Annotated in this window: 29 protein-coding genes and 1 riboswitch; of the genes, 20 read left to right on the top strand and 9 right to left on the bottom strand. The window is 64.2% G+C overall.

The window, feature by feature from the left end; genetic code table 11:
- Nucleotides 1-50 precede the first annotated feature (50 nt).
- Nucleotides 51-380: a hypothetical protein gene (locus tag NKI10_RS20150; RefSeq protein ID WP_352861613.1), complete on the bottom strand. Its 330-nt coding sequence runs from the start codon at nucleotides 378-380 to the stop codon at nucleotides 51-53.
- 160 nt (nucleotides 381-540) lie between these two features.
- On the opposite strand from NKI10_RS20150, the gene NKI10_RS20155 reads away from it, so the two are divergent.
- The 4 genes from NKI10_RS20155 to NKI10_RS20170 all read left to right on the top strand — a co-directional run bounded on the left by NKI10_RS20155 (nucleotide 541) and on the right by NKI10_RS20170 (nucleotide 2161).
- The gene (locus tag NKI10_RS20155) at nucleotides 541-843 is read left to right on the top strand and encodes a hypothetical protein (RefSeq protein ID WP_352861615.1); all 303 of its coding nucleotides are present in this window, start codon (nucleotides 541-543) and stop codon (nucleotides 841-843) included.
- Nucleotides 844-1185: 342 nt separating this feature from the next.
- Nucleotides 1186-1515, top strand: coding sequence for a DUF1236 domain-containing protein (locus NKI10_RS20160; RefSeq protein WP_023670359.1), 330 nt, complete (start codon nucleotides 1186-1188; stop codon nucleotides 1513-1515).
- A 98-nt stretch (nucleotides 1516-1613) separates the two neighbouring features.
- On the top strand, nucleotides 1614-1829 hold the full coding sequence (locus NKI10_RS20165; RefSeq protein ID WP_023670360.1) for a hypothetical protein: 216 nt from the start codon (nucleotides 1614-1616) through the stop codon (nucleotides 1827-1829).
- A gap of 92 nt (nucleotides 1830-1921) precedes the next feature.
- Nucleotides 1922-2161: a DUF2934 domain-containing protein gene (locus tag NKI10_RS20170; RefSeq protein ID WP_023740111.1), complete on the top strand. Its 240-nt coding sequence runs from the start codon at nucleotides 1922-1924 to the stop codon at nucleotides 2159-2161.
- Between the two features lie 159 nt (nucleotides 2162-2320).
- Here the strand turns inward: NKI10_RS20170 and NKI10_RS20175 are convergent, their stop codons facing one another.
- A complete protein-coding gene (locus NKI10_RS20175) occupies nucleotides 2321-2572 on the bottom strand; it encodes a hypothetical protein (RefSeq protein WP_023684826.1) in 252 nt (83 codons plus the stop codon).
- Nucleotides 2573-2837: 265 nt separating this feature from the next.
- Nucleotides 2838-3158, bottom strand: coding sequence for a GSU2403 family nucleotidyltransferase fold protein (locus tag NKI10_RS20180; RefSeq protein WP_023740109.1), 321 nt, complete (start codon nucleotides 3156-3158; stop codon nucleotides 2838-2840).
- A 279-nt stretch (nucleotides 3159-3437) separates the two neighbouring features.
- Nucleotides 3438-3550, top strand: a riboswitch (TPP riboswitch).
- Between NKI10_RS20180 and NKI10_RS20185 the strand changes: the two genes are divergently transcribed.
- The 4 genes from NKI10_RS20185 to NKI10_RS20200 all read left to right on the top strand — a co-directional run bounded on the left by NKI10_RS20185 (nucleotide 3541) and on the right by NKI10_RS20200 (nucleotide 7030).
- Complete coding sequence (locus NKI10_RS20185) at nucleotides 3541-4149, top strand: YkoF family thiamine/hydroxymethylpyrimidine-binding protein (protein ID WP_023730345.1); 609 nt, start codon at nucleotides 3541-3543, stop codon at nucleotides 4147-4149. (Overlaps the previous riboswitch by 10 nt.)
- 255 nt (nucleotides 4150-4404) lie before the next feature.
- Nucleotides 4405-5247, top strand: coding sequence for an ABC transporter permease (locus NKI10_RS20190; protein WP_031253609.1), 843 nt, complete (start codon nucleotides 4405-4407; stop codon nucleotides 5245-5247).
- Nucleotides 5244-6026 carry an ABC transporter ATP-binding protein gene (locus tag NKI10_RS20195; protein WP_352460521.1) on the top strand — a complete coding sequence of 261 codons (783 nt, stop codon included), beginning with the start codon at nucleotides 5244-5246 and terminating at the stop codon, nucleotides 6024-6026. The genes NKI10_RS20190 and NKI10_RS20195 overlap by 4 nt, the downstream gene beginning before the upstream one ends.
- The gene (locus NKI10_RS20200) at nucleotides 6023-7030 is read left to right on the top strand and encodes an ABC transporter substrate-binding protein (RefSeq protein WP_352744759.1); all 1008 of its coding nucleotides are present in this window, start codon (nucleotides 6023-6025) and stop codon (nucleotides 7028-7030) included. Before NKI10_RS20195 ends, NKI10_RS20200 begins: the two co-directional genes overlap by 4 nt.
- Nucleotides 7031-7202: 172 nt before the next feature.
- Here NKI10_RS20200 and NKI10_RS20205 read toward each other — a convergent pair whose 3' ends face one another.
- On the bottom strand, nucleotides 7203-7865 hold the full coding sequence (locus NKI10_RS20205) for a LexA family transcriptional regulator (protein ID WP_023727016.1): 663 nt from the start codon (nucleotides 7863-7865) through the stop codon (nucleotides 7203-7205).
- Between the two features lie 80 nt (nucleotides 7866-7945).
- Here NKI10_RS20205 and NKI10_RS20210 point away from each other — a divergent pair, with 80 nt between their 5' ends.
- The 3 genes from NKI10_RS20210 to NKI10_RS20225 all read left to right on the top strand — a co-directional run bounded on the left by NKI10_RS20210 (nucleotide 7946) and on the right by NKI10_RS20225 (nucleotide 9971).
- Nucleotides 7946-8320, top strand: a complete 375-nt coding sequence (locus tag NKI10_RS20210) for a hypothetical protein (protein ID WP_352861619.1) — start codon at nucleotides 7946-7948, stop codon at nucleotides 8318-8320.
- An 86-nt stretch (nucleotides 8321-8406) separates the two neighbouring features.
- Nucleotides 8407-9099 carry a GcrA cell cycle regulator gene (locus tag NKI10_RS20215; protein WP_352861621.1) on the top strand — a complete coding sequence of 231 codons (693 nt, stop codon included), beginning with the start codon at nucleotides 8407-8409 and terminating at the stop codon, nucleotides 9097-9099.
- 272 nt (nucleotides 9100-9371) lie between these two features.
- Nucleotides 9372-9971, top strand: a complete 600-nt coding sequence (locus NKI10_RS20225; protein ID WP_352861661.1) for a hypothetical protein — start codon at nucleotides 9372-9374, stop codon at nucleotides 9969-9971.
- A 67-nt stretch (nucleotides 9972-10038) separates the two neighbouring features.
- On the opposite strand, the gene NKI10_RS20230 is transcribed toward NKI10_RS20225, so the two are convergent.
- Nucleotides 10039-10353, bottom strand: a complete 315-nt coding sequence (locus tag NKI10_RS20230; protein ID WP_352861623.1) for a hypothetical protein — start codon at nucleotides 10351-10353, stop codon at nucleotides 10039-10041.
- A 203-nt stretch (nucleotides 10354-10556) separates the two neighbouring features.
- Between NKI10_RS20230 and NKI10_RS20235 the strand changes: the two genes are divergently transcribed.
- Nucleotides 10557-11441 carry an NmrA family NAD(P)-binding protein gene (locus tag NKI10_RS20235; protein ID WP_352861625.1) on the top strand — a complete coding sequence of 295 codons (885 nt, stop codon included), beginning with the start codon at nucleotides 10557-10559 and terminating at the stop codon, nucleotides 11439-11441.
- Nucleotides 11442-11498: 57 nt separating this feature from the next.
- Here NKI10_RS20235 and NKI10_RS20240 read toward each other — a convergent pair whose 3' ends face one another.
- Nucleotides 11499-11996 (bottom strand): hypothetical protein, encoded by a 498-nt coding sequence (locus tag NKI10_RS20240; RefSeq protein WP_156941016.1) that lies wholly within the window; start codon nucleotides 11994-11996, stop codon nucleotides 11499-11501.
- 86 nt (nucleotides 11997-12082) lie between these two features.
- Here NKI10_RS20240 and NKI10_RS20245 point away from each other — a divergent pair, with 86 nt between their 5' ends.
- Together NKI10_RS20245 and NKI10_RS20250 are read left to right on the top strand one after the other, a co-directional pair.
- Nucleotides 12083-12334: a LysR substrate-binding domain-containing protein gene (locus NKI10_RS20245; RefSeq protein WP_352740411.1), complete on the top strand. Its 252-nt coding sequence runs from the start codon at nucleotides 12083-12085 to the stop codon at nucleotides 12332-12334.
- Between the two features lie 93 nt (nucleotides 12335-12427).
- On the top strand, nucleotides 12428-12928 hold the full coding sequence (locus NKI10_RS20250; RefSeq protein ID WP_352861628.1) for a hypothetical protein: 501 nt from the start codon (nucleotides 12428-12430) through the stop codon (nucleotides 12926-12928).
- Nucleotides 12929-13069: 141 nt separating this feature from the next.
- On the opposite strand, the gene NKI10_RS20255 is transcribed toward NKI10_RS20250, so the two are convergent.
- The 3 genes from NKI10_RS20255 to NKI10_RS20265 are packed head-to-tail and all read right to left on the bottom strand — an operon-like array spanning nucleotide 13070 to nucleotide 15828.
- A complete protein-coding gene (locus tag NKI10_RS20255; protein ID WP_352740407.1) occupies nucleotides 13070-13960 on the bottom strand; it encodes a ribokinase in 891 nt (296 codons plus the stop codon).
- Entirely contained in the window at nucleotides 13957-14832 is an 876-nt protein-coding gene (locus tag NKI10_RS20260; RefSeq protein ID WP_352861629.1) for a MurR/RpiR family transcriptional regulator, read from the bottom strand. Before NKI10_RS20260 ends, NKI10_RS20255 begins: the two co-directional genes overlap by 4 nt.
- 12 nt (nucleotides 14833-14844) lie before the next feature.
- Nucleotides 14845-15828, bottom strand: coding sequence for a TIM barrel protein (locus tag NKI10_RS20265; RefSeq protein WP_352861631.1), 984 nt, complete (start codon nucleotides 15826-15828; stop codon nucleotides 14845-14847).
- A gap of 238 nt (nucleotides 15829-16066) precedes the next feature.
- Between NKI10_RS20265 and NKI10_RS20270 the strand changes: the two genes are divergently transcribed.
- From NKI10_RS20270 to NKI10_RS20295, 6 genes are read left to right on the top strand one after another with little or no spacing between them, the layout of a single operon-like run.
- Nucleotides 16067-16669 (top strand): CDP-alcohol phosphatidyltransferase family protein, encoded by a 603-nt coding sequence (locus tag NKI10_RS20270; RefSeq protein WP_352861633.1) that lies wholly within the window; start codon nucleotides 16067-16069, stop codon nucleotides 16667-16669.
- 41 nt (nucleotides 16670-16710) lie between these two features.
- On the top strand, nucleotides 16711-18492 hold the full coding sequence (locus NKI10_RS20275) for a bifunctional alpha/beta hydrolase/class I SAM-dependent methyltransferase (protein ID WP_502897558.1): 1782 nt from the start codon (nucleotides 16711-16713) through the stop codon (nucleotides 18490-18492).
- A 4-nt stretch (nucleotides 18493-18496) separates the two neighbouring features.
- Nucleotides 18497-19852 (top strand): phosphatase PAP2/dual specificity phosphatase family protein, encoded by a 1356-nt coding sequence (locus NKI10_RS20280; RefSeq protein WP_352861637.1) that lies wholly within the window; start codon nucleotides 18497-18499, stop codon nucleotides 19850-19852.
- Between the two features lie 10 nt (nucleotides 19853-19862).
- Nucleotides 19863-20297, top strand: coding sequence for a hypothetical protein (locus tag NKI10_RS20285; protein WP_352861639.1), 435 nt, complete (start codon nucleotides 19863-19865; stop codon nucleotides 20295-20297).
- 3 nt (nucleotides 20298-20300) lie between these two features.
- On the top strand, nucleotides 20301-20969 hold the full coding sequence (locus NKI10_RS20290; protein WP_023685463.1) for a lysophospholipid acyltransferase family protein: 669 nt from the start codon (nucleotides 20301-20303) through the stop codon (nucleotides 20967-20969).
- Nucleotides 20970-20989: 20 nt separating this feature from the next.
- The gene (locus NKI10_RS20295; protein ID WP_352861663.1) at nucleotides 20990-21919 is read left to right on the top strand and encodes a phosphatidate cytidylyltransferase; all 930 of its coding nucleotides are present in this window, start codon (nucleotides 20990-20992) and stop codon (nucleotides 21917-21919) included.
- Nucleotides 21920-21921 lie beyond the last annotated feature (2 nt).

Genomic DNA, 21921 nt, shown 5'->3' on the forward strand with positions numbered 1-21921 from the left:
TGACGGCGTGGACGTCCCGGGAAACCTCTCGGAAGTCCGCGGTCGCTGCCTTACACGTCGTCGAACGGGCCGCCGCGCCTCGCCAGATCGTGACCAATGGCGGCTTCCTCGGCGTCGTCGGGCAAGGCATCGTCACTGTCCTGGTAGGGGTTGTCGTCATCCTCCTCGGGCAATTCGCCTTCCTTCTCGACACCGGTGGTGTCCGGCAGGCTTTCCTCATCTGCTCCGTCGGGCAGGACCGTTGCGCCACGCAGCGCATCCCAATCCTGCCGACCCGGCGTCGGCGCTTCCACCTCGTCATTGGCGATCCTGTCGCGGGCATCGTTTTTGCTCGGTGGCGCCTCGACCTCGTCATTGGGTTTTCTGTTTCGTTCTTCCATGATTGCCTCCTCCGGGCGGCTTTGCGTGGAGAAGGTGGAACTCACTTCCGGCTGTCAGGTTCCGGCAACCACTCCATCTCCGTGGAACCAATTGCCGCCAGTCTGCTTTGCCAAGGACTAGTCTGCTTTGCCAAGGAGATGAATCCAGAGGAGCTGGACCATGAAGACTTTCCCCCTCATCCCATGCGTGCTGCTCTTGGCGCTGGCCGACCCGGCGGCTGCGCAGGACAATGGCGACCGGAACGGCCCTGCCGCGCCTTGCCAGGCGCAGCCTCAGGACGATGCTCAGAAGCCGCCGGTCGCCAATGGCGGTGGCGAATCGACCAGCACGCTCGGTCCCTGCGGCGGCGTGCTGCAGCCGCCGCCCAGTGGTGACCAGGGTATGACGCAGCCGCCGCCGGACCAGGGCAAGACGCCGGTGATCAAGCCTGGCGAGGCGCCTGCGCAGCCGCCGAAGCAATGACCTTTGCTTGAAACTTCACGGCGTGGCACGAAGGCGGTCGGTTCCGGTCTTGGCCGGGCGACGCGGTCACCGGATCAATGCCGGCGCCGGCCGCGATCGCCACCGGAATTTGGAGCCGTGCATCGTCCACGTCGAAGGTCTCCTGAGGGATTGTGCTTCAATGCGAATCTTGCGGGTGCGGGTTCTGCTGGCATGACCGAGAAGCCGATCAATTTAGTCTCCGCTTGCGGAACAAGACCGTACCGGCTGCGTTTGCCTCCAGGAGCCCGCCACCTCGATCTGCGCTGTTTTCGCCTCATGCGGGAACACGGCGGAGCTCGCCAACAACGACAGGAGACGAAGATGAAAACCATCCTTATTCCCGCCGTCGCCGGGCTCGCCATGATCGCTGGTATCGGCATTGCCGCCGCCGACGAGGTCATCGTCACGCAGCCGGCACAGCAGCAGGTGATCATCACCCCGGAACAGCGCACGGTCGTGCACCAGTACGTAAAGAAACATCCGCTTGCCTCGGTCAATCTGCTCGGCGTCGAATTGAATGTCGGCACTGCCTTGCCTGACACTGTCGAGCTGCAGGAGGTTCCCGACGTTCAGTACAGATACGCCGTCGTCGACAACCATACCGTGTTGGTCGACCCCAGCACGCGCAGGATTGTCGAGGTGGTCGAGTAACGCTCGACAACCTAACCATTCATCGGTGATACGGCCCTGTCGTTCTTCCCAAAAGGGCGGCAGGGCCGAATGACGAACATGATGAAAGGAGAATTGCCATGTTGCCGCATGTCGAGACCCCGAACTCCGCCAATGTTGCGGCGTGTTGCGACAAGTTGCTGGCCGAGCGCAACACGGCGCTGTTATCGATGAAGGAAGCCATCGCGCTCCTGCGGGAGCGCACCGGCACCGATCGTTCGGATGCCGACCTAGCGGGGCTGATCGTCAAGAAAGCGGCGCTGCTCGGCGTTGCGGTGATTTCCGACCCGCGCTGAGATGTCTCGTCACTCAAGACGCCGGCCGAATTTTCGGCTAATGTTTTCGTGGAATCTGGACCAACCGACCGGACCCAACCACGGAGGCTTAAGTGACGGACGACAAACAGGACCGCATTCGCCAGCGCGCGCACGAGATTTGGGAAAAGGCCGGCCGGCCTGAAGGCGCGCATCAGGAACACTGGGAGCAGGCCACGGCTGAAGTCGATGGCGCGGTCGCCAAGCCAAAAAAGGCGGCGAAGAAAGCTGACGCCAAGCCCGCCAAGGCAGCCGCCAAGTCAAAGGCAGCGAAGCCTGCCGCCGCAAAGTCCGGCAAAGCCAAATCGAAATAAGGCCAAGTTGAAACAAGGCCAGTCGAAATAAAGCAAGGCCGGAATTCGCTGGCCGGGCCATCCTTGGCGCCCGCCGTTCAGGCGCGCCCGAGCCTCTCAACCTGACGAATTGCGCCTGCGACGGGCAGCGCAATTCCTTGTGTTTGGCGACAGGCGCCCTCATGCCTCCCAGGCATAACTCGACAGCGCAAAGCGAATGCCGGCAGCTGTCATGGCCAGTTCGCATTCGGTGATCTGGCGCAGGTGGCGCAGATAGCGCGTCACGGTCTGTGGCAGCCAGCCGGCGCAGGCCTCGACATAGGCGCGGCTGTGAACAAGGGTGCCGGTCGACAGCCTCTCGTCCTTCTCGGCAACGACTTTCAGATATTGGCGGATGAAGCGGATGTCGTCGGCGATGTCCTGGCTGGCCATTCGCCAGGCCCCGGCGAGGCGTTCGCACTGATCGAATGACAAGGGCAACAAAGGGGGCGGCAATAAAGGCGGCGGCAACAAGGGCGGCGGCAATGACGGGGGTGACAGCAAAGGACGAGAGAGATCGGCGAAGGCAACATGGTTCGCTGTGCTCAAGGACATTCCTCTCTGCGAAAAGAGATATCGTACTTTATGTACGAACGAGCGTCAAGCCAATTTCGTACAGTTGGGACGATGACAATGAATATAGCAGCGGTCGCTTCAGCTAATCACGCATCGTGAATCCTTCAGGACTCGCACCAATTTCGCGGAGGGATTTTCCCAGGATGGTGTTGACTGTTTCCCTCGTGTCGGCGTCGAACAGGTTCAGGCCGCGCCGGATCGTCTCGCGCCAGTTTTCGCCCTTGTCCCACGCGTCCATGAAGGCGAAGGCAAGGTCGTCCTGGCGACGCGTGGCTTCGAGCGCTTGGGTCAGCAGGCGCGCTTGATGGAGATCCTTCTCCCGCTTGGCCCCAGCGCTCGGCCCGAGTCGCGAGGCGACGATCAGCTTGTGGATGGCGTAGCGCTGGGGCGAGGGGACCAGCACAGGCAAGCCCTAGCGACGCAGCAGCACAGTTCGGATGGGGTCGCGGATAAGGAAATGCAGAAACCGTAAGGGCTGCGCGGAGGCTCTGCCGTTTTCTTGTAATTACGTTTATCAGCTTGAATTTCAACGCAGTTATAAGAAATTCGTGGAAATCTCATAACGCAACGAACTGACGAGTCGCTCTGAACGCCCGGGCGCCCGGCCCGTCTGGCCCAAAACACTTTGCCGCAGTGCCTTCAACAAACGGCTTCCCCAATGTCGCGAACAATGCTTTAACCCGCTCATCCACAGGGGTGCTCCGTATGGTCGGGGCTGAGATGAGGGCGGCAAGCCTTCGGACCCTAAAGCTGATCTGGATAATACCAGCGGAGCGAGGCGGGCGATGTTTTCAGGCGCACAGATTTCCCTTTATCCCATGACCGACGATTTCGTCGGCGTCATCCTTGGCGCGCTCGGCGCGCTCGATCCGTGGCGCGACCGGCTGCGGATCGAAACCGACGACATCTCGACGCTTATGGTCGGGCCGCCCGAGGTGCTGTTTCCCGCCATGCGCGACCTGTTCGTCGCGGCGGCCAGAAGCGGCAAGCACTGCGTGCTTTCGGCAGCGGTCTCGCGCGGCTGTCCGGGCGAGCCCGACGATCCGATCTGCCGCTCCGACGAGACCGGCGGCCCCGCCATTCCGCTGGACGAGCGCAAGATCGCCGCGATCCGCGCTGTCCAGGCCACGCCGTCGACCGGCCAGCCGGTGGCGGCGCAGTTCTCGCTCTATGTGATGGGCACAGGCGACCATATGGACGAGATCTATGGCTGCATCGATTTCCTGAAACAGTCCGGCGTCTTTGAACGCTCAAAGAACTTCTGCACCAAACTGCGCGGCGATGCCGGTGCGGTGTTTGCCACGCTCAACGAGGCCTTCTGCCGCTTCGGCCCCGGCGCCGGCCACGTCACCCTCGACATCACGATTTCGGCGAACAGCCCGAGCGGGGTCTGAGCCGCGGCTCAAGCGTCGTTCCTCGAGGATGTTGCCGTGGCTGGTTTATCTGACCCATTGCGTGGAGGAGATGCCTCTGACCCCTCAGCACAAAGAGGAGGGGAGCCATTGGCGATTGGCGAAGACCGCGATGCCCACGAATCTCCCCCCTTGAGCGGGAGATGGCCGGCAGGCCAGAGCGGGTCCCACCGCGTGGAGCGCCGACGCCCTTTTTGCATCGGCAAGGCGTGGGCGCCCTATGCGAGACGACCCCCTCTGTCGCCTTCGGCGACATCTCTCCCTCGAGGGGGGAGATTAGCCGCAGCCATCGCCAAGACCATCCCTGCCGCCATCGCCTTCGCCTTGCTCCTCGCGGCCTGGGAACTCTACGCCCGCTATGGCGGCGCTGCCCCCATCATGCTGCCGCCGCCGTCGCGCGTGCTGCAGCAGGCCTGGGAGCATCGCGCCGCACTCGCCGACAACACCATGCCCACCGTCCGCGCCACATCAGCCGGCTTCGCCTGCTCGTTGGTCGCTGCCTTCGTGCTTTCGGCGCTGGTCGATTTCTTGGCCCCGCTGCGCCGCGCGCTGTTTCCGCTGCTGATCGTCAGCCAGACCTTGCCGCTGGTCGCGATCGCGCCGCTCATCGTGCTGTGGTTCGGCTTCGGGCTGATGCCAAAAATCCTGCTTGTGGCGCTCGTCACCTTCTTCCCGATGATGGTCGCGCTGGTCGAAGGTTTTGCTGCGACCAGCAAGGAGATTTCGCAGATGCTCGCCGCCATGGGGGCAGGGCGCTGGCGTATCTTCTGGCTGGCGCGCCTGCCTTCGGCGCTGCCCTATTTCTTCGCCGGGCTGCGCATCTCCGTCACCTACGCCGTGGTCGGCGCGATCTTCGCCGAATATGCGGGGGCGGCGAAGGGGCTGGGCATCTACATGCTCAATGCCAAGAACAACTTTCGGCCCGATCTGGTGCTCGCTGCCGTCGCCGTCAGCGCCGCGCTCACGCTGATCCTGTTCGGCATTGTCGTGCTCGTCCAGCGTTTCGCCATGCCTTGGGAGAATGCAGGGAGCGAAAGCCGCGACGGCAAGGTTGAAGCTGCAGAAGAGAACCGTCAATGACGCGGCTCGAACTCCGGGACATCAGGAAGAACTTCGGCGCGCTTGAGGTGCTCGCCGGCATTTCGCTTCATGTCGCGGCCGGCGAGTTCGTCTCCATCCTCGGCCCTTCCGGCGCCGGCAAGTCGACGCTGTTCCAGTTGCTGACCGGCGCGCTGAAAGGTGAGGGCGACATGCGCTTCGACGGCGCGCCATTGCAGGGCAGCCCCTTCGCCTTCATGCCGCAGCGCGACGCGCTGATGCCGTGGCGGCGCGTCATCGACAATGTGACGCTGGGGCTGGAAGTTCAGGGTCTTGGCCGCAAGGCGGCACGCGAGCACGTCGCGCCGCTGTTTGCCGAGTTCGGCCTTGCCGGCTTTGAGCGCGCCTGGCCGGCGGAACTTTCCGGCGGCATGCGCCAGCGCGCGGCGCTTTTGCGCACCGTGGTGCAGCAGCGCGACATGCTGCTGCTCGACGAGCCCTTTGGCGCGCTGGATGCACTGACCCGCGCGGGTGTGCAGCGCTGGCTGGAAGGCATGTGGCAGCGCCACCGCTGGACCGCGCTGCTGATCACCCATGACGTGCGCGAAGCCGTCTACCTCTCGGATCGAATCTATCTGATGTCGGCGCGGCCGGCCCGCATCATCGGCGAGATTGCCGTGCCGCTGCCGCGCCCGCGCACCACCGGCGGCGATGCCGCGCGCCAGGCCGCCGCGCTCGAAGCCGACATCCTCGACACGCTGCTCAATCCCGGGACTGACCGGGGCTTGTTTCCGCAGACCGCTCAAAGGAGTTTTTCATGACCGAATTCACACGCCGGCAGGCTTTGCTGCTGACGCTGGCCGCCGGATTGCCGCTGGCCTCTCGCGCTCATGCGGCTACGCAAAAAATCACCGTCGCGCTCGACTGGACGGTCAACACCAACCATGTCGGCCTGTTCGTTGCCCGCGACAAAGGGTTTTACGGCGAGGCTGGGCTCGATGTTGAGATCCTGCCCTATGGCGATACCGGCGCCGGCACGCTGGTCGCCAACCGCATCGCCGATTTCGGCATTGCCGGCGTCGGCCTGTTCACCCAGCGGGCTGCCGGCGCCGATCTCAAGGCGGTCTACGCCGTGGTCCAGCAGGAGACCGGACAGCTGGTCTTCAACGCGGACCGTAGTGAGATTAAAGGCCCGAAAAACCTTGACGGTCTGACCTATGGCGGCTTCGGCAGCGCCTGGGAAAACACGCTGATCTCGACCATCATCCGCCACGATGGCGGCAAGGGCGTTTTCGAGACGGTGACATTAGGCACCTCGGCCTATGAGGCGCTGGCCAACGGCTCGGTCGACTTCACGCTGGAGGTCTCGACCTGGGAAGGCGTCGCTGCCGAGTTGAGAGGCGTCAGGCAGCGCGGCTTCCGCTACGCCGACTACGGCGTGCCCGACGAGCACACCACCTTGATCGCCTCCAGCAATGCATATCTCCAGGCAAACCCGAAGGCCGCATCGGCCTTCGTCGAGGCAACGCGGCGCGGCTACCAATTTGCCTGCGATCACCCGCAGGAAGCCGGCGATCTGCTGATCGCTTCCAACAGGGATGCGCTGACCGACCCGGCGCTGATCCACGCTTCGCTGAAAATGCTGGTCGACGGACACTTCTTGCGCAGCCAGGACGGCGTCATCGGCACCATCGCCAGGGCCAAGATCGAGGCGATCGGAACCTACCTCTTCAGGGCCGGCATATTGCTCGATGGCGATGGCAAGGTTCTGAAGGAGAAGCCGGATTTCGGGGGGTATTTTACGAACGAGTTTTTGGGCGCGTAATCTCCCCCCTCGAGGGGGAGATGTCGCCGAAGGCGACAGAGGGGGTGGGTACGTCCTGACGCGACTTCCTATCGCGGACAGAGGACGTCAGCGCCTTACGCGCGGCGACCCCCTCTGGCCTGCCGGCCATCTCCCCTTCGAGGGGGGAGATTGCGCCTCACCGCCTTCTCCCTCACATATCGATCATCGAGCGCTTCACCCGGCCGATGATGGTGATGGCGCCTTCCAGCGCCGGCGGCGGGATGTCCATGTAGGAGGCCGGCTGGAAGGGCGGGTTCTCGTTGGGGCGGTAACGCTTGTAGGTGGCCTGGCCGGATTCGTCCGAAATGACGTAGCAGCCATTGGTCACCAGCCGCTTGTCCCTGAGGTTGACGAAGATGATCGAATCCGGTGGCGAGATCTTGTTCATCGACGGGCCGTCGACGCGCAGAGCAATCCATTGGCCCTGCTCCAGATCGGTGGTGGGGATGGTCGGATAGTCGCTGAGATTGACCACCGTATCCTGGCTGCCGAGTTCGCCGGCGCTGATCCATGAGACGATGGGCACATCGACGGTGGCCAGCGACGGCATCGGGATCTGCCGGCCCGACTCGTCAAAGCCGAAATGGCCCCCCGCAAGGCTGCCGCCGTCACCGTTGAACAAGAGCCAGCCGGGATCGACGCCGAACAGGCGGCCGTATTTCTCCGCCGCCTTGCGCGACAGCGGCCGGTTGCCGTTCTCGTGACTGATCAGCGTGTTCTTGTTGATGTCGCGCAATGCCCGCGCGGCGTCGCTCGGCGAGGCATAACCCGCCTCCGCCCGTGCCTGCTGCAATCTGTGCCTCGGTTCCTGCATCGTACAAATTGCCTGAAATTTATCGTCCAATACGTACGATTTCGCTTGCGTACGTTTCGTACATACCGTACGCTTAGCGCATGATCGAACAAACCGCAAGCGTTTCCGCAGACATCCTCAGCTTTCTCCCACCGTCCGGGCTGTCCTCCTCCCCGGTCCGGACGCAAACCGGGGCTTCTGCCCCGGATCCGGTCGAACCGTCGTCCCCCCGATCGACCGGAACGGCCGGAGCCGATCCTCTCCCGGCTCCGGCCACCTCTTCAGCCCATGGCGCCGCCGGTGCGCCAAGGGCTGTCTCCGGCGGGCAGGGTATTTCCTGCATCCGCACGGAAGATGGCACCGTCATCCTGTTCGACCGGCTGACGGGCAGGGCGGTTTCCGCCCTCACCAAAGCGGCCGCCGAAGCCGCCTTGCGGCATCTCGCCGGCTCGCTGCCGGCCGCCAGTATCGGCTGACCTCACCGACCATCCGCTCTGATTTTTTCCCGTGGGCCCTCGGGGCCGGCGCTCGGCCTTTGCGCGCGCAATCAATGGATACCGACATGACTGCCTATACCGACACCGAATTGCAGGAGATCGCCGTCTGGCTGAGGGATGGCCTGTCGGCCACAGGGATCGCCGTCCGCTTCACGGCGCTGCGCGGCAGTCCGGTCTCGCGCAATGCCATCATCGGCATCGTCCACCGCAACAGCGCGTTGAAGACCATCGGCTTCGCCAACCCCAGAGGCGGCAGGTCCGGCGGCCGACCGAGGAAGAATGCGACGGGGAAGACTGCGGCAAACGAGAATACCGCCAAGAGGAATCCGCCGGCGCAGCCAAGCAAGCTCGTAAGGGAAGTAGGAGTTTCGAAGCAGGCCGCGCCGGTCAAACCGGCCGCCAAACCGAGCCGTCAGCCATCGGCCAGGCCTCTGTTGCCAGCCCGTCCGGCGCCCTCGATCCCGGGCGAAGGACGGCTGGTGGTGGACGGCGAAATCTACCGCTTCAATGTGCCGGCGCCGCGCCCTGCCTCGCTCGGGCGTCAGCCGCATGTCGCCGCCATGCGCTTCATCGACTGCCTGTTCGACCGCTGCCGCGCGCCGCTCGACCTGACGCTGGTGGAAGACCCCGACAACGATGCTCCCGGCAGTCGGCCGGGGTTCGAGATGCTGTGCTGCGGCCTGCGCACAAGGGCGCTGAAAAGCTACTGCGAATATCATCAGACGCGTTTCCACCGACCTGTGGCGGAGGTGGTGTGAGCGGCTGGGCTCCGTTCCTCGCCTCCGGACGACCCCACCAATGTTCGAAAGCCGGCGGGACAGCGCCCCCCTCTGTCCTGCCGGACATCTCCCCCACGCGGGGGGAGATTGGCAGCTCGCCCACACTGCCTTCCAACGGCGGTGGTGATTGGCGAAAGCCGACGCGACATCCAATCTCCCCCCTCGTGGGGGAGATGCCCGGCAGGGCAGAGGGGGGCGCGAAGGAACGCCAACCTTCCGGCTCAACAACCCAATCCCACAAGGATCCCCCGATGAGCAAAAAAACCGCGCAGAAACGGCAGCCACCAAAACTCCCCATAGGCGAAGCCGAGCAGGTGCGCATCCGCCGCGAGATCGGCCATGATTTCGCGCTGAAGGACGATCGCTTCGGCCGCAAGCGGCTGAGCGTCGGCACCGAAGAGGCGCGGCGCGTCTACGAGGTCTCCAATGACGGCTACACCGCGACCGGCGGCATCGTGCGGGTGCGCAATGTCGATCCGCTGGTCGGCATCACCTCACTGACGCGCCAGCAACGCGAGGCCGGCCAACGGTTTCGCGACGATTTTGAGCGCGCCTCGCGTGACGGGCTGCGGCCGATGCCGTGGGAAGAGCGCATTGACGGCGGCCGCATCAATGGCGGCATCCCCGACCGCGTGCTCAACGCCGGCCGCGCCCACACCCACGCCGTCGCCCCCATGGCCCACTGGGAAGTGGCGGAGGTGGTTCGCAAAATCTGCCTCGAAGGCCAGTCGGTGAAGGCGCTCGCCGAACGCACCGGCGAGGGACGAGATGTGGTGGTGAAGCTGTTGAAGGTCGGGCTCGACCTTTTGGCCGTGGATTACGGGATGATGCTGATGCGGAAGCCGCGATAAGGCCGGCAGCCGCGTAGTGAAGCGGCCGGCCGGCAGATGCCGGCCGAACCGGTTTCACCCTATCGGATCACCGTTCGCAAACGCGAATTTCCTCGACGGTCCTGTGATGATGGCGCCAATGCTTGACCAACTCTATGCGGCAATGGCGATGGTGCCTGTGATACCTGTGGTACCTGAAGCCGTTATCGTAGGCATTATACTGGTAGTAGGGGCGAGGAGCGTAGCGATCGTAATAGTCGCCATAGCTGTCATTGTAGTCATCGTCATAGTAGCCGTTGCCGTTGCCGATGCCGATCACGACGCGCCCGCCGGCATTCGCCGGGGCGATCATCGCCGCCGCCGCAGTGATAGCGATAGCCGAAGCAAGCAGGAGCTTTCTCATAGCTGCCTCCTATTCAAGGTTGCGCTAATATAACTCGCTGGGCACGACCTCGTTCCATAATTTTGCAAGATGCGAACGACCCCTGCGCCGTGCATTGCGAGGAAAGCCAGCGTCACCTCCTGTCAGCATCGTCCCCCGATTTTTGAACCCTTCGCCGCCCCAGCCATTAATCCGGCATGAATCAGCAAGGGAAGGACGAGACCATGCATGTCATTCTTGGAGGTACCGGCCATGTCGGCTCGGCGGCGGCAATGGCGCTGTTGCGGCAGGGCGAGGATGTCACGGTGGTGACGCGCGACGAGTCGAAGGCCGCATGGTTGGTTGAACAGGGCGCGGAGGCCGCGGTTGCCGATGTGCTCGATGTCGAGGCACTGCGTGAAGTCTTGCGGCGCGGCAAGCGGGCGTTTCTGCTCAACCCGCCGGCCGATCCATCGACCGACACCGACGCCGAGGAGCGCAAGACGGTTGGCGCCATTGCGGCGGCGCTGGAGGGCTCCGGCCTCGAAAAGCTGGTGGCGGAATCGACCTACGGCGCGCAGGCCGGCGAGGGTGTCGGCGATCTCACCGTCCTTTACGGCCTCGAGCAGAAGCTGAAGGCCCAGGCCATTCCGGCAAGCATCAACCGCGCCGCCTATTACATGAGCAACTGGGATCAGGCCCTGGAGACGGCGCGGCGCGACGGCGTCATCACCTCCTTCTTCCCGGCGGATTTCGAGCTGCCGATGGTGGCGCCGCAGGATCTCGGCGAGGCCGCGGCGAGACGTCTGCTGGAGCCGACGGACAAGACCGGCACGCACTATATCGAGGGCCCTCGGCGCTACTCAGCCGCCGATGTCGCCGCAGCCTTCAGTGCGGCGTTGCGCAAAAACGTGCGCGTGGTCACGGTGCCGCGGGAGCGCTGGACAGAAACCTACGAAAAACTCGGCTTCTCCAAAGCGGCGGCCGAGTCCTATGCCCGCATGACCGGGGCCACGCTGGACAAGCCGATGCAGCCGGAAAACCCGGAGCGCGGCACGACCAGCCTGGAAAGCTATATTGCTGCGCTCGTCGAGGGCCGGCCGGAAGACCTGTTGAAGGGTGCCGCGTAAAGTGAAGGGTTGCTGTTGAGAAACAGGCGCTTCGACGACCTACGTGGCCCGCTATTCCTATTGCCTGACCGTTCGGCAGTTGCCCGCCGGCGGCGTGGTCTTGCAGATATCGATGGAGGTGCGCGTGTCGCCGTGACCGGTTTCGGTTATCAGATTCAGGTCCAAAAGTTCGTATGTCACGAGGTATCGTATGCTGTCGTCGGGTATTTTTTGCATGGCCGATACGATCCACGAACCTGCTTTCATCTCGGTGAAATAGCTGTCGACCTTGCGTTCATACCATTTGGGTATCGGAACGAGGACGATGGTCTTCTTGCCGTGGATTTTCTTGGCGGTCGGCAGCATGATCCGGTGAATGCCGACAAAGGCGCGGCTGTCTGCCAAGCGCCGTACGCCGCCCGCAAGAACCATCGTACAAGCTGACGAACAGACTGCGCCGACGGGGTTGGCGACGCCGAAGCGGAGGTCGCCCGGCCCGCAGGCTTTTGTGTCTGGCGCGCATTCGGAGAACTCCGTCTTGCCAACCATCGTGTCGAGCCCGCTGGCGCGGATCATATGGCCAAGCGCCATCGCCGCATCGGTCTCGCCGCCCGGGGAATTCAACGCCAAAGGCAATTTGCGGGGGCCGAGTTTTTGCCGAAGTGCTGGTCGAAGCCGCGGTGCAGGGCCTCGGCCTGATGATGAGCACCGACTGGCTGGTCGGACGCGAACTCGCCGACGGACGGCTGGTGCCGGTGCTGGCGGACTGGACGCTGGCCGACGAAGGCGCGGTCTATGTCGTCATGCCCTCGGCCAGGGGACAAGCCGCCAAGACACGCGCCTTCGCCGACTGGATCGGTAAGCGCTTCGCGCCGGAGCCGCCCTGGACGTCGAGGCCGGTCTCAAAGGCTTGATCAATGGGGCGCGCCGGGGGCTAAGACGGCATGCCGCTGTCACCAGGCCCTTTGTCCTGTATGATCTCGTTGAATGTAGCTTGGGAGGGGATCATGCAAAGTGCATTGGCGAAGTTCATCATGGCAAGTTCCGTTCTGGCCGCGCTGCAAGCCGCGCAGCCGGCTTTTGCCGCGTCATGCAACTGGAGCGCCAAGATGGAAGAAGACGAAGGCGGCAGCGTGCTGACGGCTTCGGTGTGCGGCGGACCGAAGGCCGATGCGCAATTGATGCTCGTCTGTTTCGACAAGCCGGTGCTGAGCTACGATCTGGGTGCGGCCGGCCAGCAGCTGGAGCCCGGCATCATCGCTTCCTTCACGTTCAAGGGCGGTGACAAGAGCGTGACCAAAAAGCTCGACCTCGAGGCCATGTATAATTACTTCACGGCTGAGCTGAGCAAAGACGATCCACTGCTCGGCCTGTTGCGCGGCAAGGGCGACGTCACGGTTACGGCCGACAAATATGGCGAGAACAGCTTTCCGCTGACGGGCTCGAGCGCTGCGATCGGTAAGGTGCTGGCGCAGTGCGGCAAAGGTTCGGCCGGCGAAGCGGACTGAAGCTCCCTACTTTCGACCACGCAGCTTGGTCCCGCGCCTCCGTCAGGGCAAAGCCAAGCAGGTTCTCGCCGCGCCCGGTTTGCCGTTTCGCTCATCGACGGGGGCACGAGTTTTGGAGGCGGCAATATGCGGCCTGAGTTTTCAACGCGAGCTGCGCTCTCCCTCCGGTGTCGCCACCAGCAAGGCGGCGGCGGCATTGGCCGTGGCAATCGCCGCTTCCATCGGATGGCCACGCGCAAGGCCTGCCGCGAAGGCGCCGACGAATTCGTCGCCGGCGCCATGGGTGCTGACGACTTTTACCGGAATGGCGCCCAGCGCGAAGGCCGCGCCCGTCCGGTCGCAATAGGCGACGCCTTCGCCGCCGGCGGTGACGATCGCCGAGGGGTAGGTATCGCTCAGCCGCCGCGCGGCTTCGGTTGCGCCGACGAGCGTATCGACGACCGGAACGCCGGCCAAAAATTCCGCTTCGATGGCGTTGACGATGACGATGTCTATCAGCGCGGTCAATTCGGCCGACAGTGTTCGCGCCGGTGCGGCGTTGAGCACGACGCGGCCGCCGGATGCCTTCACCGCGCGCGCGGCAGCGATGTTTGCGGCGTCGGGCACTTCGTTTTGCAGCAACAGCACTGCCGTCTGTACCACCACCTCCCTTGCTGCCACGACGTCATCATCGTCCAGCGTGAGATTGCTGCCGGAGACGATCACCGCACCATAGTCGCCATCGCTGTCGAAGATCGCCACGCTCATGCCGGAGCCTGCGCCTGCCGCCACGCGCACGAAGCGGCGATCGACGCCGGCGCGATCTAGATTGGCCAGCAGCGCCGTGCCGAAATCGTCGTCGCCGACGGCGCCGATCATCGCCGCGCGCACGCCGGCGCGTGCCGCCGAGACCGCCTGGTTGCCGCCCTTGCCGCCGCATTTCGGCTGCCAGGCACGGCCGGTCACCGTCTCGCCCTTACGCGGACGGTCGGGCGCGTCCACCATGATGTCGTAATGCAGGCTGCCGAAGACGGTGACCAGCGGAACCGTCATGTGCCGCGGTCTTTTCGTTTCGAGGTGACCGCCGACATGGTGCGGCCGAGATTGCGCTCCGCCGCCTGATAGTCGCGCTGCGCCACCGCCACGAACAAAGCGTCGAGGATGTTGAGCTGGGCGATGCGCGCCGCCGCGTTCTCGCCCATCAGCGGCGATCCCTGCGCCGTCGAGCACAGCACGATGTCGGCAATCTGCGCCAGCGGCGAGTTGTCGTAGTTGGTGATGGCCAGCGTGCGGGCGCCGCTCTTGCGGGCAAGATGGATGGCATCGATGACGGCCGACGTATTGCCGGAATGCGAGAAGCCGACGGCGATGTCGTCGGCGCCGAGCAGCGAGGCCGACATCAGCATCATGTGCGAGTCGTCATAGACAGACGCGCGGATGCCGATGCGCAGGAATTTGTGCGAGACGTCGCGGGCGATCTGGGCGGAGCCGCCGACACCATAAAAATCGCGGTTCCTGGCGCGGTAGAGCAGATCGGCGGCACGGTCGAAATCGTCCATGTCGAGGATCGCGAGCGTCTCCTCCAGCGCCTGGATCGAGGTGCGGAACACTTTCTGCACGATCTCGGCCGAGCTGTCGTCGACCGACAGTTCCTGGTGCATCTCGGCGGTCGGCAGGCGGCTATATTCATAGACGGCGGTGCGAAAGTCGCGGTAGCCGGAGAAGCCGAGTTTCTTGGCGATCTTGACCACCATCGCCTCCGACACGCCGGCCTCCTCGGCGATCTGTTTGAGCGGAATGGTCTCGTCGAAAACGCGCCGGCCGAAGGCGGTTTCCACCACCTTGGCCTCAAGCGGGGTGAGATGCGGCATCATCATGCGGATGCGCGGCCCCACGGCTTTCAGATCGAGATTGCTCAACGTCATCCACGTCCCTCGTCACGACCCAAGCATGGCTTCCTGGACGATGGCCTGCGACGTCACGGCGTCCTGGCTGTCCATGGCGGCGGACAGGCGGTTATCCTTCTCCAGCCGGTCGACAACGCGCAGCAGGCGCTTGACGGTGGCGATGTTGACTTCGCATTCGCGCACCGGATCGAGCCCGGTCATGTCGGGGAAGGTGTCGAAGTAGATGGCGCCGGCGTAGCCGTCGCGGCGGATCTGGCGCAGCAGTTCGATGGTCTGCAGCGTGTGCACCGCGCCGAGCATCAGGCCGTCGTCGCGCTTGGCATAGCCATCGTTGAGATGGACGCCGAGCAGCTTGCTGTGGCGAGCGATCAGCGCCGCGGCGAAGGCCGGCTGTTCGTCGGCATAGAGCACATGGGCGAAATCAAGCGTGACGCCGAGATTGGGTAGGCCGACCTCGCGGATCGCCAGCAAGGTGGTCGCGGCATCCGGCATCAGCGAGTAGGAGCGCGGTTCGTTCGGCTTGTACTCCAGGCTGATCTGGCAGCCGGGATCATGCGCGGCAACTTCACGAACCCCATCGATCTCGTGCTGCCAGAGCGTCGCATAGTCGGCCTGGAAGGCGTAATCGAAACCATCCTGGCCGAGCCACAGCGTCATCAAACTGGCGCCCGCGGCGCGCACCGCATCGATACCGGCCTTGGTCAGATCGATGGCTTCGCGGCGTACCGCCGGGTCCGGATTGGTGAAGGCGCCGAGCTTGAAGGCCGGATTGGAGTAGTAACGCATGGCAAAGCCATTGATGGAAAGCCCGAGACCGCCGAGCTTTCGGGCGATTTCAGCCGGCTTTTCACTGACATGATCGGGGAAATTAAGATCAAGATCGGTCAACCCGTCGACCTTGGCCGCGCGAGTGGCCATCTGCAGCATGGACGGCTTGCCGGTGAGATCAGGCCATTCGGCTTGCGGCCGCGAGGCGAAGGAATTCAGGCGGGTGGCGAAGCGACTGTTTGTCATGATCGACCTTTCAGTGATTTACTTCACATAAATACGAGTATTTGTAAAGTTGTCATTTGCGAGGCGGTTTGTAGCGCGCAACATCCTGCTTGGCCGAGATCTTCGGCTGCGCCTCTGCATCCATGCCGGGAGTTTCGAGTCCCGCAACGGTGCGGATGCTGGTGCGAGCCCTTGCGCCCTGCCTGCCGATTGACCAATCTCGCCGACACTGTCATGAGCCGCGGTTGGGGGATCGCACATGCCAACGCTTTATCAACTGAAACCGGCCTTTCAGGCCAGGCTGCGGCCGCTGGCCGACCGGCTGGCCGATGCCGGCGTCACCGCCAACCAGATCACGCTTCTCGCCGCAGCACTGTCCATCGCCACCGGCCTGGTGGTCACTGCCTTTGCCTTCCATCTCCTGGTGTTCCTGTTGATGCCGGTGGTGCTGTTCGTGCGCATGGCGCTCAACGCCATTGACGGGATACTGGCCAGGGAACATGGGCAAGCATCAAAACTCGGCATGTATCTCAACGAACTCTGCGACGTCGTCTCGGACCTGGCGCTGATCCTGGCCTTTGCCACCTTGTTCCCGGCCTGGGGTGTCGTTGCCTTCGCTATTACCGCCATGCTTGTCGAGTTCGCCGGCGTGCTTGGCGTTGCCGCAGGCAGCGGGCGCAACTATGCCGGGCCGTTCGGCAAGAGCGACCGAGCCCTGGTGCTCGGCGTCATCGCCTTCCTCATCGCCTGCGGCCTATGGTTCCAAGCGATTGTGCCCTTTGTGTTTCCGGTCATGGCTACACTGTCAGTCGTAACCGCCATCAACCGGATACGCGGCGGCCTTAGAGCGGGCGGCGCATGATGCCAAAGCGTCAGGCACCCGACCGCCAGAGGGAAACCATGATCCACCAGACCATTGCAGCCGGAGCACCGGCAAGCCTCGAGCGCATCGCGCAGGAGCGCACGTTCAAGAGCCATGACGGCACCGAGATCTTCTACCGCTACTGGCCGGCCGCCGAGTCGACGCCAAAGGGTGCGATCCTTCTGTTCCATCGCGGCCACGAGCATGGCGGCCGCATGGCGCATCTGGTCGACGAACTCGCCATGCCCGACCATGCCTTCTACGCCTGGGACGCGCGCGGCAATGGCCGCTCGGCCGGCGATCGCGGCTATGCGCCATCCTTTGCCGCCCTGGTTCGTGACATCGACTGCCTGGTGCGTGAGATCGGCCGGGATGGTTTTGGCCAGCGCGACATCGCGCTGATCGCGCAGTCCTTCGGCGCCGTGCTGGCCGCTGCCTGGGTGCATGACTATGCGCCCGACATCCGCGCGCTTGTGGTGGCTTCACCGGCCTTTTCGGTCAAGCTCTACGTGCCCTTCGCCAAAGAGGGCATTGCGCTGTGGCAGAAGCTCAAGGGCCGCTTCTTCGTCAATTCCTACGTCAAGGCGAAGTTCCTGACGCATGATGCCGAGCGCATCGCTTCCTTCGACGCCGATCCGCTGATCACGCGACCGATCGCCTCCAACATCCTGGTCGAGCTTTACGACCACGCTGCCCGCATCGTCTCGGACGCGCGCGCCATCACCGTGCCGACGCAGCTCTTGATCTCCGGCAGCGATTGGGTGGTGCGGCATGGACCGCAGCACGAATTCTTCGTCAATCTCGGCAGCAGCGCCAAGGAGCGGCATGTGCTGCCCGGCTTCTTCCACGACACGCTGGGCGAGCGCGATCGCAAGCAGGCGCTGGACTTGATCCGGCCGTTCCTCGAAAAGCAATTTGCCACGCCGGAGAAAACCATCGACTTGCTTCAGGCCGACCGCGCCGGCTACACCCGCGACGAGGCCGAGAGGCTCGCCTCGCCGCTGACGCTGTTGTCGCCCAAGGGAATTTTCTGGGCGATGAGTCGCGCCTCGATCCGCATGGGCGCCTGGCTGTCTTCGGGCATGAAGATTGGCATCGCCACCGGCTTCGATTCCGGCTCGACGCTCGACTATGTCTACGAGAACGACGCGCGCGGCACCGGCTTCATCGGCCGCATGATCGACCGCACCTTCCTCGACGCGATCGGCTGGCGCGGCATCCGCCAGCGCAAGCTGCATCTGGAAGAGCTGATCGGCAACGCCGCCGCCAGCCTGAAGGCAGCCGGCCGTCCCGTCCACATGCTCGACATCGCCGCCGGTCACGGCCGCTATGTGCTCGATGCCGTCACCAAATGCACTGAACCACCAGCAAGCGTGCGGCTGCAGGATTATTCCGAGCTCAATGTCGGACTCGGCTCGAAGCTGATCGCCGAGCGGCGTCTGCCGACCAGCGTTACCTTCCATCAGGCCGACGCCTTCGATGCCGACATGCTGGCTGGGTTGACCCCGGCGCCGGACCTCGCCATCGTCTCCGGACTTTACGAATTGTTCGCCGACAATACGATGATTTCCCGCTCGCTCGGCGGGCTGGCGAGCGCCATGCAACCCGGCAGCCTGCTCGTCTACACCAACCAGCCATGGCATCCGCAACTGGAGATGATCGCGCGCAGCCTGACTTCGCATCGCGGCGGCCAGGCCTGGGTGATGCGGCGGCGCACGCAAGGCGAGATGGACCAGTTGGTGGCTGCTGCCGGTTTCGAAAAGATCGACCAGCGGATCGACCAATGGGGCATCTTCACCGTCTCGGTCGCACGGCGCGTCTGAGACCATGGCCCTGCCTGTCACTGACCCTGCCCCGGCGCGGGAACCCTATTTGGGCATCGTGCTGAGGGCAGCCCTTTGGCTGGTCCTGCTGGCGCCGTTCTTCTACGCGACCTATGGCTTTGCCAACTGGCTGGCATCGCGGCGCGACCATGTCGGCAGCATCGTCTACGCTTGGGAGCACGCCGTCCCGTTCGTCGCCTGGACGATCGTGCCCTACTGGTCGATCAATCTGTTCTATGGCCTATCGTTGCTGCTCAACACGACCAGGCGCGGTGTCGACCGGCTCGCCGGCCGTTATCTCTCGGCGCAGATCATTGCCGTCGCCTGCTTCATCGCGTTCCCGCTGACGGCGACCTTCGTGCGGCCGGAAACCAACGGCTTGCCGGGTTTCCTGTTTGCGGTTCTCGGTGGTTTCGACAAGCCGTTCAACCAGGCGCCGTCCCTGCACATCGCGCTGCTGGTGATCATTTGGGACCATTGGCGTCACGTTCTGGCACGCCACCGTCTCGGCGGCATTCTCCGCCCCGTCTGGCACGTCTGGTGTTTTCTCATCGGCGCTTCGGTGCTGACGACCTGGCAGCATCATTTCATCGACATTCCGACCGGCGCCCTGCTCGGCCTGTTTGCGCTGTGGCTGTTTCCGTCCAAGGGCGAATTGCCTTTCTGGGGTTTTCGGTTGACCGCCGACCCAAGGGCGCGGCGGCTGGCGGGTTATTACGGGCTGGGGGCGGCCCTTGCCCTGGCCGGCGCTGCCGAGGGCGCGTTGGTCTCCGCCGATTTTCTCATCCTGTTGTGGCCGGCATTGGCGCTGGCCATCGTCGCCTTCGGCTATGCTGGGGCCGGCGCCAAAGTGTTCCAGAAGGCAGCCGATGGTAGCGTCTCACTGGCCAACCGTATCCTGCTCCTGCCCTACCGGCTTGGCGCCCGGATCAATGTGTGGGTATGGGCCCGCCAACTGGCGCCGCAAGTGGAGATCACCGACGGTGTTTTCCTCGGCCGGTTTCCGAGTGCCGACGAGGCCAACCGCTTCGGCACAGTGATCGACCTTGCCGGCGAGATGGAACGGCCGCGCGGCGTGACCTGCCGCTGGATCAGCTACGCGATGCTCGACCTCGTGGCGCCGCCTCACGACAGGCTGGAGCGAGCGGTGGCGGCGATCGAGCTGGCGCGCCGGCGCGGCACCGTCCTGGTCTGCTGCGCGCTCGGCTTCCAGCGCAGTGCGGCCATTGTCGCCGACTGGCTGGTGGTGACGGGGCGCTCGTACACAGCTGCACAGGCGCGCAAGAAACTCGCCGCGTCGGGCAGGCCCGTGCACCTTCAGATCGGGCTGGATGAACCGGGGCTGGAAGAACCGACATGAGTTGGCCGGCATGAGTGGCGACAATTTTCCCGAGAAGGCGGAAATATTCGCCGCCGGGCTGATGGTGCAGGCGGTGTGGCCGATCCTGCTGGTGGTCGCGGCTGTGATGGCAGCGCCGGTCATCGGCCTGGTGGCCGGACCGCAGACGACAGCGCTGTCCGCGGCGGCCTGGCTGGTCGCGGCGGCGGGCGCCGTGGCCACGTTGGCTCTTTCGGCCTTGCTTTTGTTCGATGCGCTGCTGTTCCGGCTGATGGCAAGCCACGCCAGCGAGGCCGCCGGGGGTGCCGCGGTCGACGATGTGCTGGCGCGCATGCGCCTGAAATCCACCACTGCCGGCGGCCGCTCGCTCGACCATCGCATGGCAGGCACGCGCCGCCTGCTGACAAGGCAGCGCATGGCGCTCGCCATGTTTGCTGCGGCATCCCTTTTCGCAGCATTTGTTTGAGCCATGACAAAACTTCACCTGCGCGCCAACACCTTCACCTTGCTGCAGACGGTGACGTCGGTCGGCCTGTCGGCGGCGGCCTGGGTGGTAACCGGCGTCAGACCAATCTGGAACGGCAGCCAGCCGTCGGAGCGGCAGCGCATCTACTTCGCCAACCATGCCAGCCATGGTGATTTCATCCTGCTGTCGGCCTGTCTGAGTGAGAAGGTGCGCGCCCGGACCCATGCGATCGCGGCGGCCGAATATTGGGGCAAGTCGCGGCTGCGCCGCTTCATCGCGCAGGACATGCTGTCGTCCGTGCTCATCCACCGGCAGTGGACCGACGAAACGCAACACCCGATCTCGATCATGCTGTCGGTGCTCGACGACGGCCACTCGCTGATCCTGTTTCCCGAAGGCACTCGCAACACGACGGAGGCGGATCTGCTGCCGTTCCGCTCCGGCCTCTACAATCTGTCGATGGCGCGGCCCGATGTCGAACTCATCCCGTGCTGGATCGAGAACATGTCGCGCGTGCTGCCCAAGGGCCAGTTCCTGCCGGTGCCGCTTCTGTGCCGCGTCGTCTTTGGTCCGCCGGTGGCGATCGCGCCCGGCGAAGAACGCCGCACCTTCCTCGAGCGCGCGCGCCAGACGCTGCTGTCGCTCAACCCGCGTCCGGATCGAGACGACTGATGCCACTCACGCTTCCACCGATGCATGAAACCGTCATCCTGCTGGCCGGCCTTGTCTGCGTGCTGACCACGGCGAGCGTCATTGCCGGCATCCTGTCGTGGCGGGCGCCGAATCCGTTGCCCTCGACGCTCGTCAACTTGAACCAGCGCATCAACGCCTGGTGGGTGATGGTGCTGGCGATCACCGTCGCCTTCTTCTTCGGCCGCACCGGCATGACCATCCTGTTTGCGCTGATCTCGTTTGCCGCGCTGCGCGAGTTCGCGACGCTGACGCACAGCCGGCGCAGCGACCACTGGGTGCTGCTCGGCATGTTCGGCATCATCATTCCCTTCCAGTACTGGCTGGTGTGGACCGCCTGGTACGGGCTCTTCACCATTTTCATCCCCGTCTACTGCTTCCTCTTGATGCCGGCGATCACCGCGCTCAACGGCGACACCGAGCGCTTCCTCGAGCGGGTGTCGGCGCAGCAATGGGCGGTCATGATCTCGGTCTACTGCGTCAGCCATGTGCCGGCGCTGCTGACCCTCAACGTGCCCGGTTTCGAGGGCCGCAACCTCCTGCTCATCGCCTTCCTGATCATCACCGTGCAAGGCAGCGACGTGCTGCAATACATTTTCGGCAAGCTGTTCGGCAGGCATCTTCTGTCGCCCTCCGTCTCGCCCTCGAAGACCTGGGAAGGGCTGGTCGGCGGGCTGGTGGCATCGAGCCTGCTCGGCGCGCTGCTGTCGTTCCTGACGCCGTTCTCGCCGCTGGCGGCGGCAGGCGTCGCCTTCATCGCCTGCCTGATGGGGTTCCTCGGCGGGCTGGTGGCGTCGGCGATCAAGCGCGACCAGGGCGTCAAGGACTGGGGTCACCTGATCGAGGGTCACGGCGGCATGATGGACCGCGCCGACAGCCTGGTCTTCGCCGCACCGGTGTTCTTCCACATCGTCCGCTATTTCTGGACGTGAGC

Source organism: Mesorhizobium sp. M0802 (genome assembly GCF_040320115.1).
GTDB lineage: Bacteria > Pseudomonadota > Alphaproteobacteria > Rhizobiales > Rhizobiaceae > Mesorhizobium.

What these genes read in the sequence shown, in the direction of transcription:
- NKI10_RS20225 (WP_352861661.1), top strand. Translation starts at nt 9,372, where the DNA reads ATGAGCAAAAAAACCGCGCAGAAACGGCAGCCACCAAAACTCCCCATA.
- NKI10_RS20280 (WP_352861637.1), top strand. Translation starts at nt 18,497, where the DNA reads ATGGCCCTGCCTGTCACTGACCCTGCCCCGGCGCGGGAACCCTATTTG.
- NKI10_RS20250 (WP_352861628.1), top strand. Translation starts at nt 12,428, where the DNA reads ATGCAAAGTGCATTGGCGAAGTTCATCATGGCAAGTTCCGTTCTGGCC.
- NKI10_RS20185 (WP_023730345.1), top strand. Translation starts at nt 3,541, where the DNA reads ATGTTTTCAGGCGCACAGATTTCCCTTTATCCCATGACCGACGATTTC.
- NKI10_RS20210 (WP_352861619.1), top strand. Translation starts at nt 7,946, where the DNA reads ATGATCGAACAAACCGCAAGCGTTTCCGCAGACATCCTCAGCTTTCTC.
- NKI10_RS20155 (WP_352861615.1), top strand. Translation starts at nt 541, where the DNA reads ATGAAGACTTTCCCCCTCATCCCATGCGTGCTGCTCTTGGCGCTGGCC.
- NKI10_RS20285 (WP_352861639.1), top strand. Translation starts at nt 19,863, where the DNA reads ATGAGTGGCGACAATTTTCCCGAGAAGGCGGAAATATTCGCCGCCGGG.
- NKI10_RS20295 (WP_352861663.1), top strand. Translation starts at nt 20,990, where the DNA reads ATGCATGAAACCGTCATCCTGCTGGCCGGCCTTGTCTGCGTGCTGACC.
- NKI10_RS20255 (WP_352740407.1), bottom strand. Translation starts at nt 13,960, where the DNA reads ATGACGGTTCCGCTGGTCACCGTCTTCGGCAGCCTGCATTACGACATC.
- NKI10_RS20230 (WP_352861623.1), bottom strand. Translation starts at nt 10,353, where the DNA reads ATGAGAAAGCTCCTGCTTGCTTCGGCTATCGCTATCACTGCGGCGGCG.
- NKI10_RS20260 (WP_352861629.1), bottom strand. Translation starts at nt 14,832, where the DNA reads ATGACGTTGAGCAATCTCGATCTGAAAGCCGTGGGGCCGCGCATCCGC.
- NKI10_RS20150 (WP_352861613.1), bottom strand. Translation starts at nt 380, where the DNA reads ATGGAAGAACGAAACAGAAAACCCAATGACGAGGTCGAGGCGCCACCG.
- NKI10_RS20265 (WP_352861631.1), bottom strand. Translation starts at nt 15,828, where the DNA reads ATGACAAACAGTCGCTTCGCCACCCGCCTGAATTCCTTCGCCTCGCGG.
- NKI10_RS20235 (WP_352861625.1), top strand. Translation starts at nt 10,557, where the DNA reads ATGCATGTCATTCTTGGAGGTACCGGCCATGTCGGCTCGGCGGCGGCA.
- NKI10_RS20270 (WP_352861633.1), top strand. Translation starts at nt 16,067, where the DNA reads ATGCCAACGCTTTATCAACTGAAACCGGCCTTTCAGGCCAGGCTGCGG.
- NKI10_RS20165 (WP_023670360.1), top strand. Translation starts at nt 1,614, where the DNA reads ATGTTGCCGCATGTCGAGACCCCGAACTCCGCCAATGTTGCGGCGTGT.
- NKI10_RS20195 (WP_352460521.1), top strand. Translation starts at nt 5,244, where the DNA reads ATGACGCGGCTCGAACTCCGGGACATCAGGAAGAACTTCGGCGCGCTT.
- NKI10_RS20290 (WP_023685463.1), top strand. Translation starts at nt 20,301, where the DNA reads ATGACAAAACTTCACCTGCGCGCCAACACCTTCACCTTGCTGCAGACG.
- NKI10_RS20205 (WP_023727016.1), bottom strand. Translation starts at nt 7,865, where the DNA reads ATGCAGGAACCGAGGCACAGATTGCAGCAGGCACGGGCGGAGGCGGGT.
- NKI10_RS20175 (WP_023684826.1), bottom strand. Translation starts at nt 2,572, where the DNA reads ATGGCCAGCCAGGACATCGCCGACGACATCCGCTTCATCCGCCAATAT.
- NKI10_RS20160 (WP_023670359.1), top strand. Translation starts at nt 1,186, where the DNA reads ATGAAAACCATCCTTATTCCCGCCGTCGCCGGGCTCGCCATGATCGCT.
- NKI10_RS20215 (WP_352861621.1), top strand. Translation starts at nt 8,407, where the DNA reads ATGACTGCCTATACCGACACCGAATTGCAGGAGATCGCCGTCTGGCTG.
- NKI10_RS20240 (WP_156941016.1), bottom strand. Translation starts at nt 11,996, where the DNA reads ATGATCCGCGCCAGCGGGCTCGACACGATGGTTGGCAAGACGGAGTTC.
- NKI10_RS20200 (WP_352744759.1), top strand. Translation starts at nt 6,023, where the DNA reads ATGACCGAATTCACACGCCGGCAGGCTTTGCTGCTGACGCTGGCCGCC.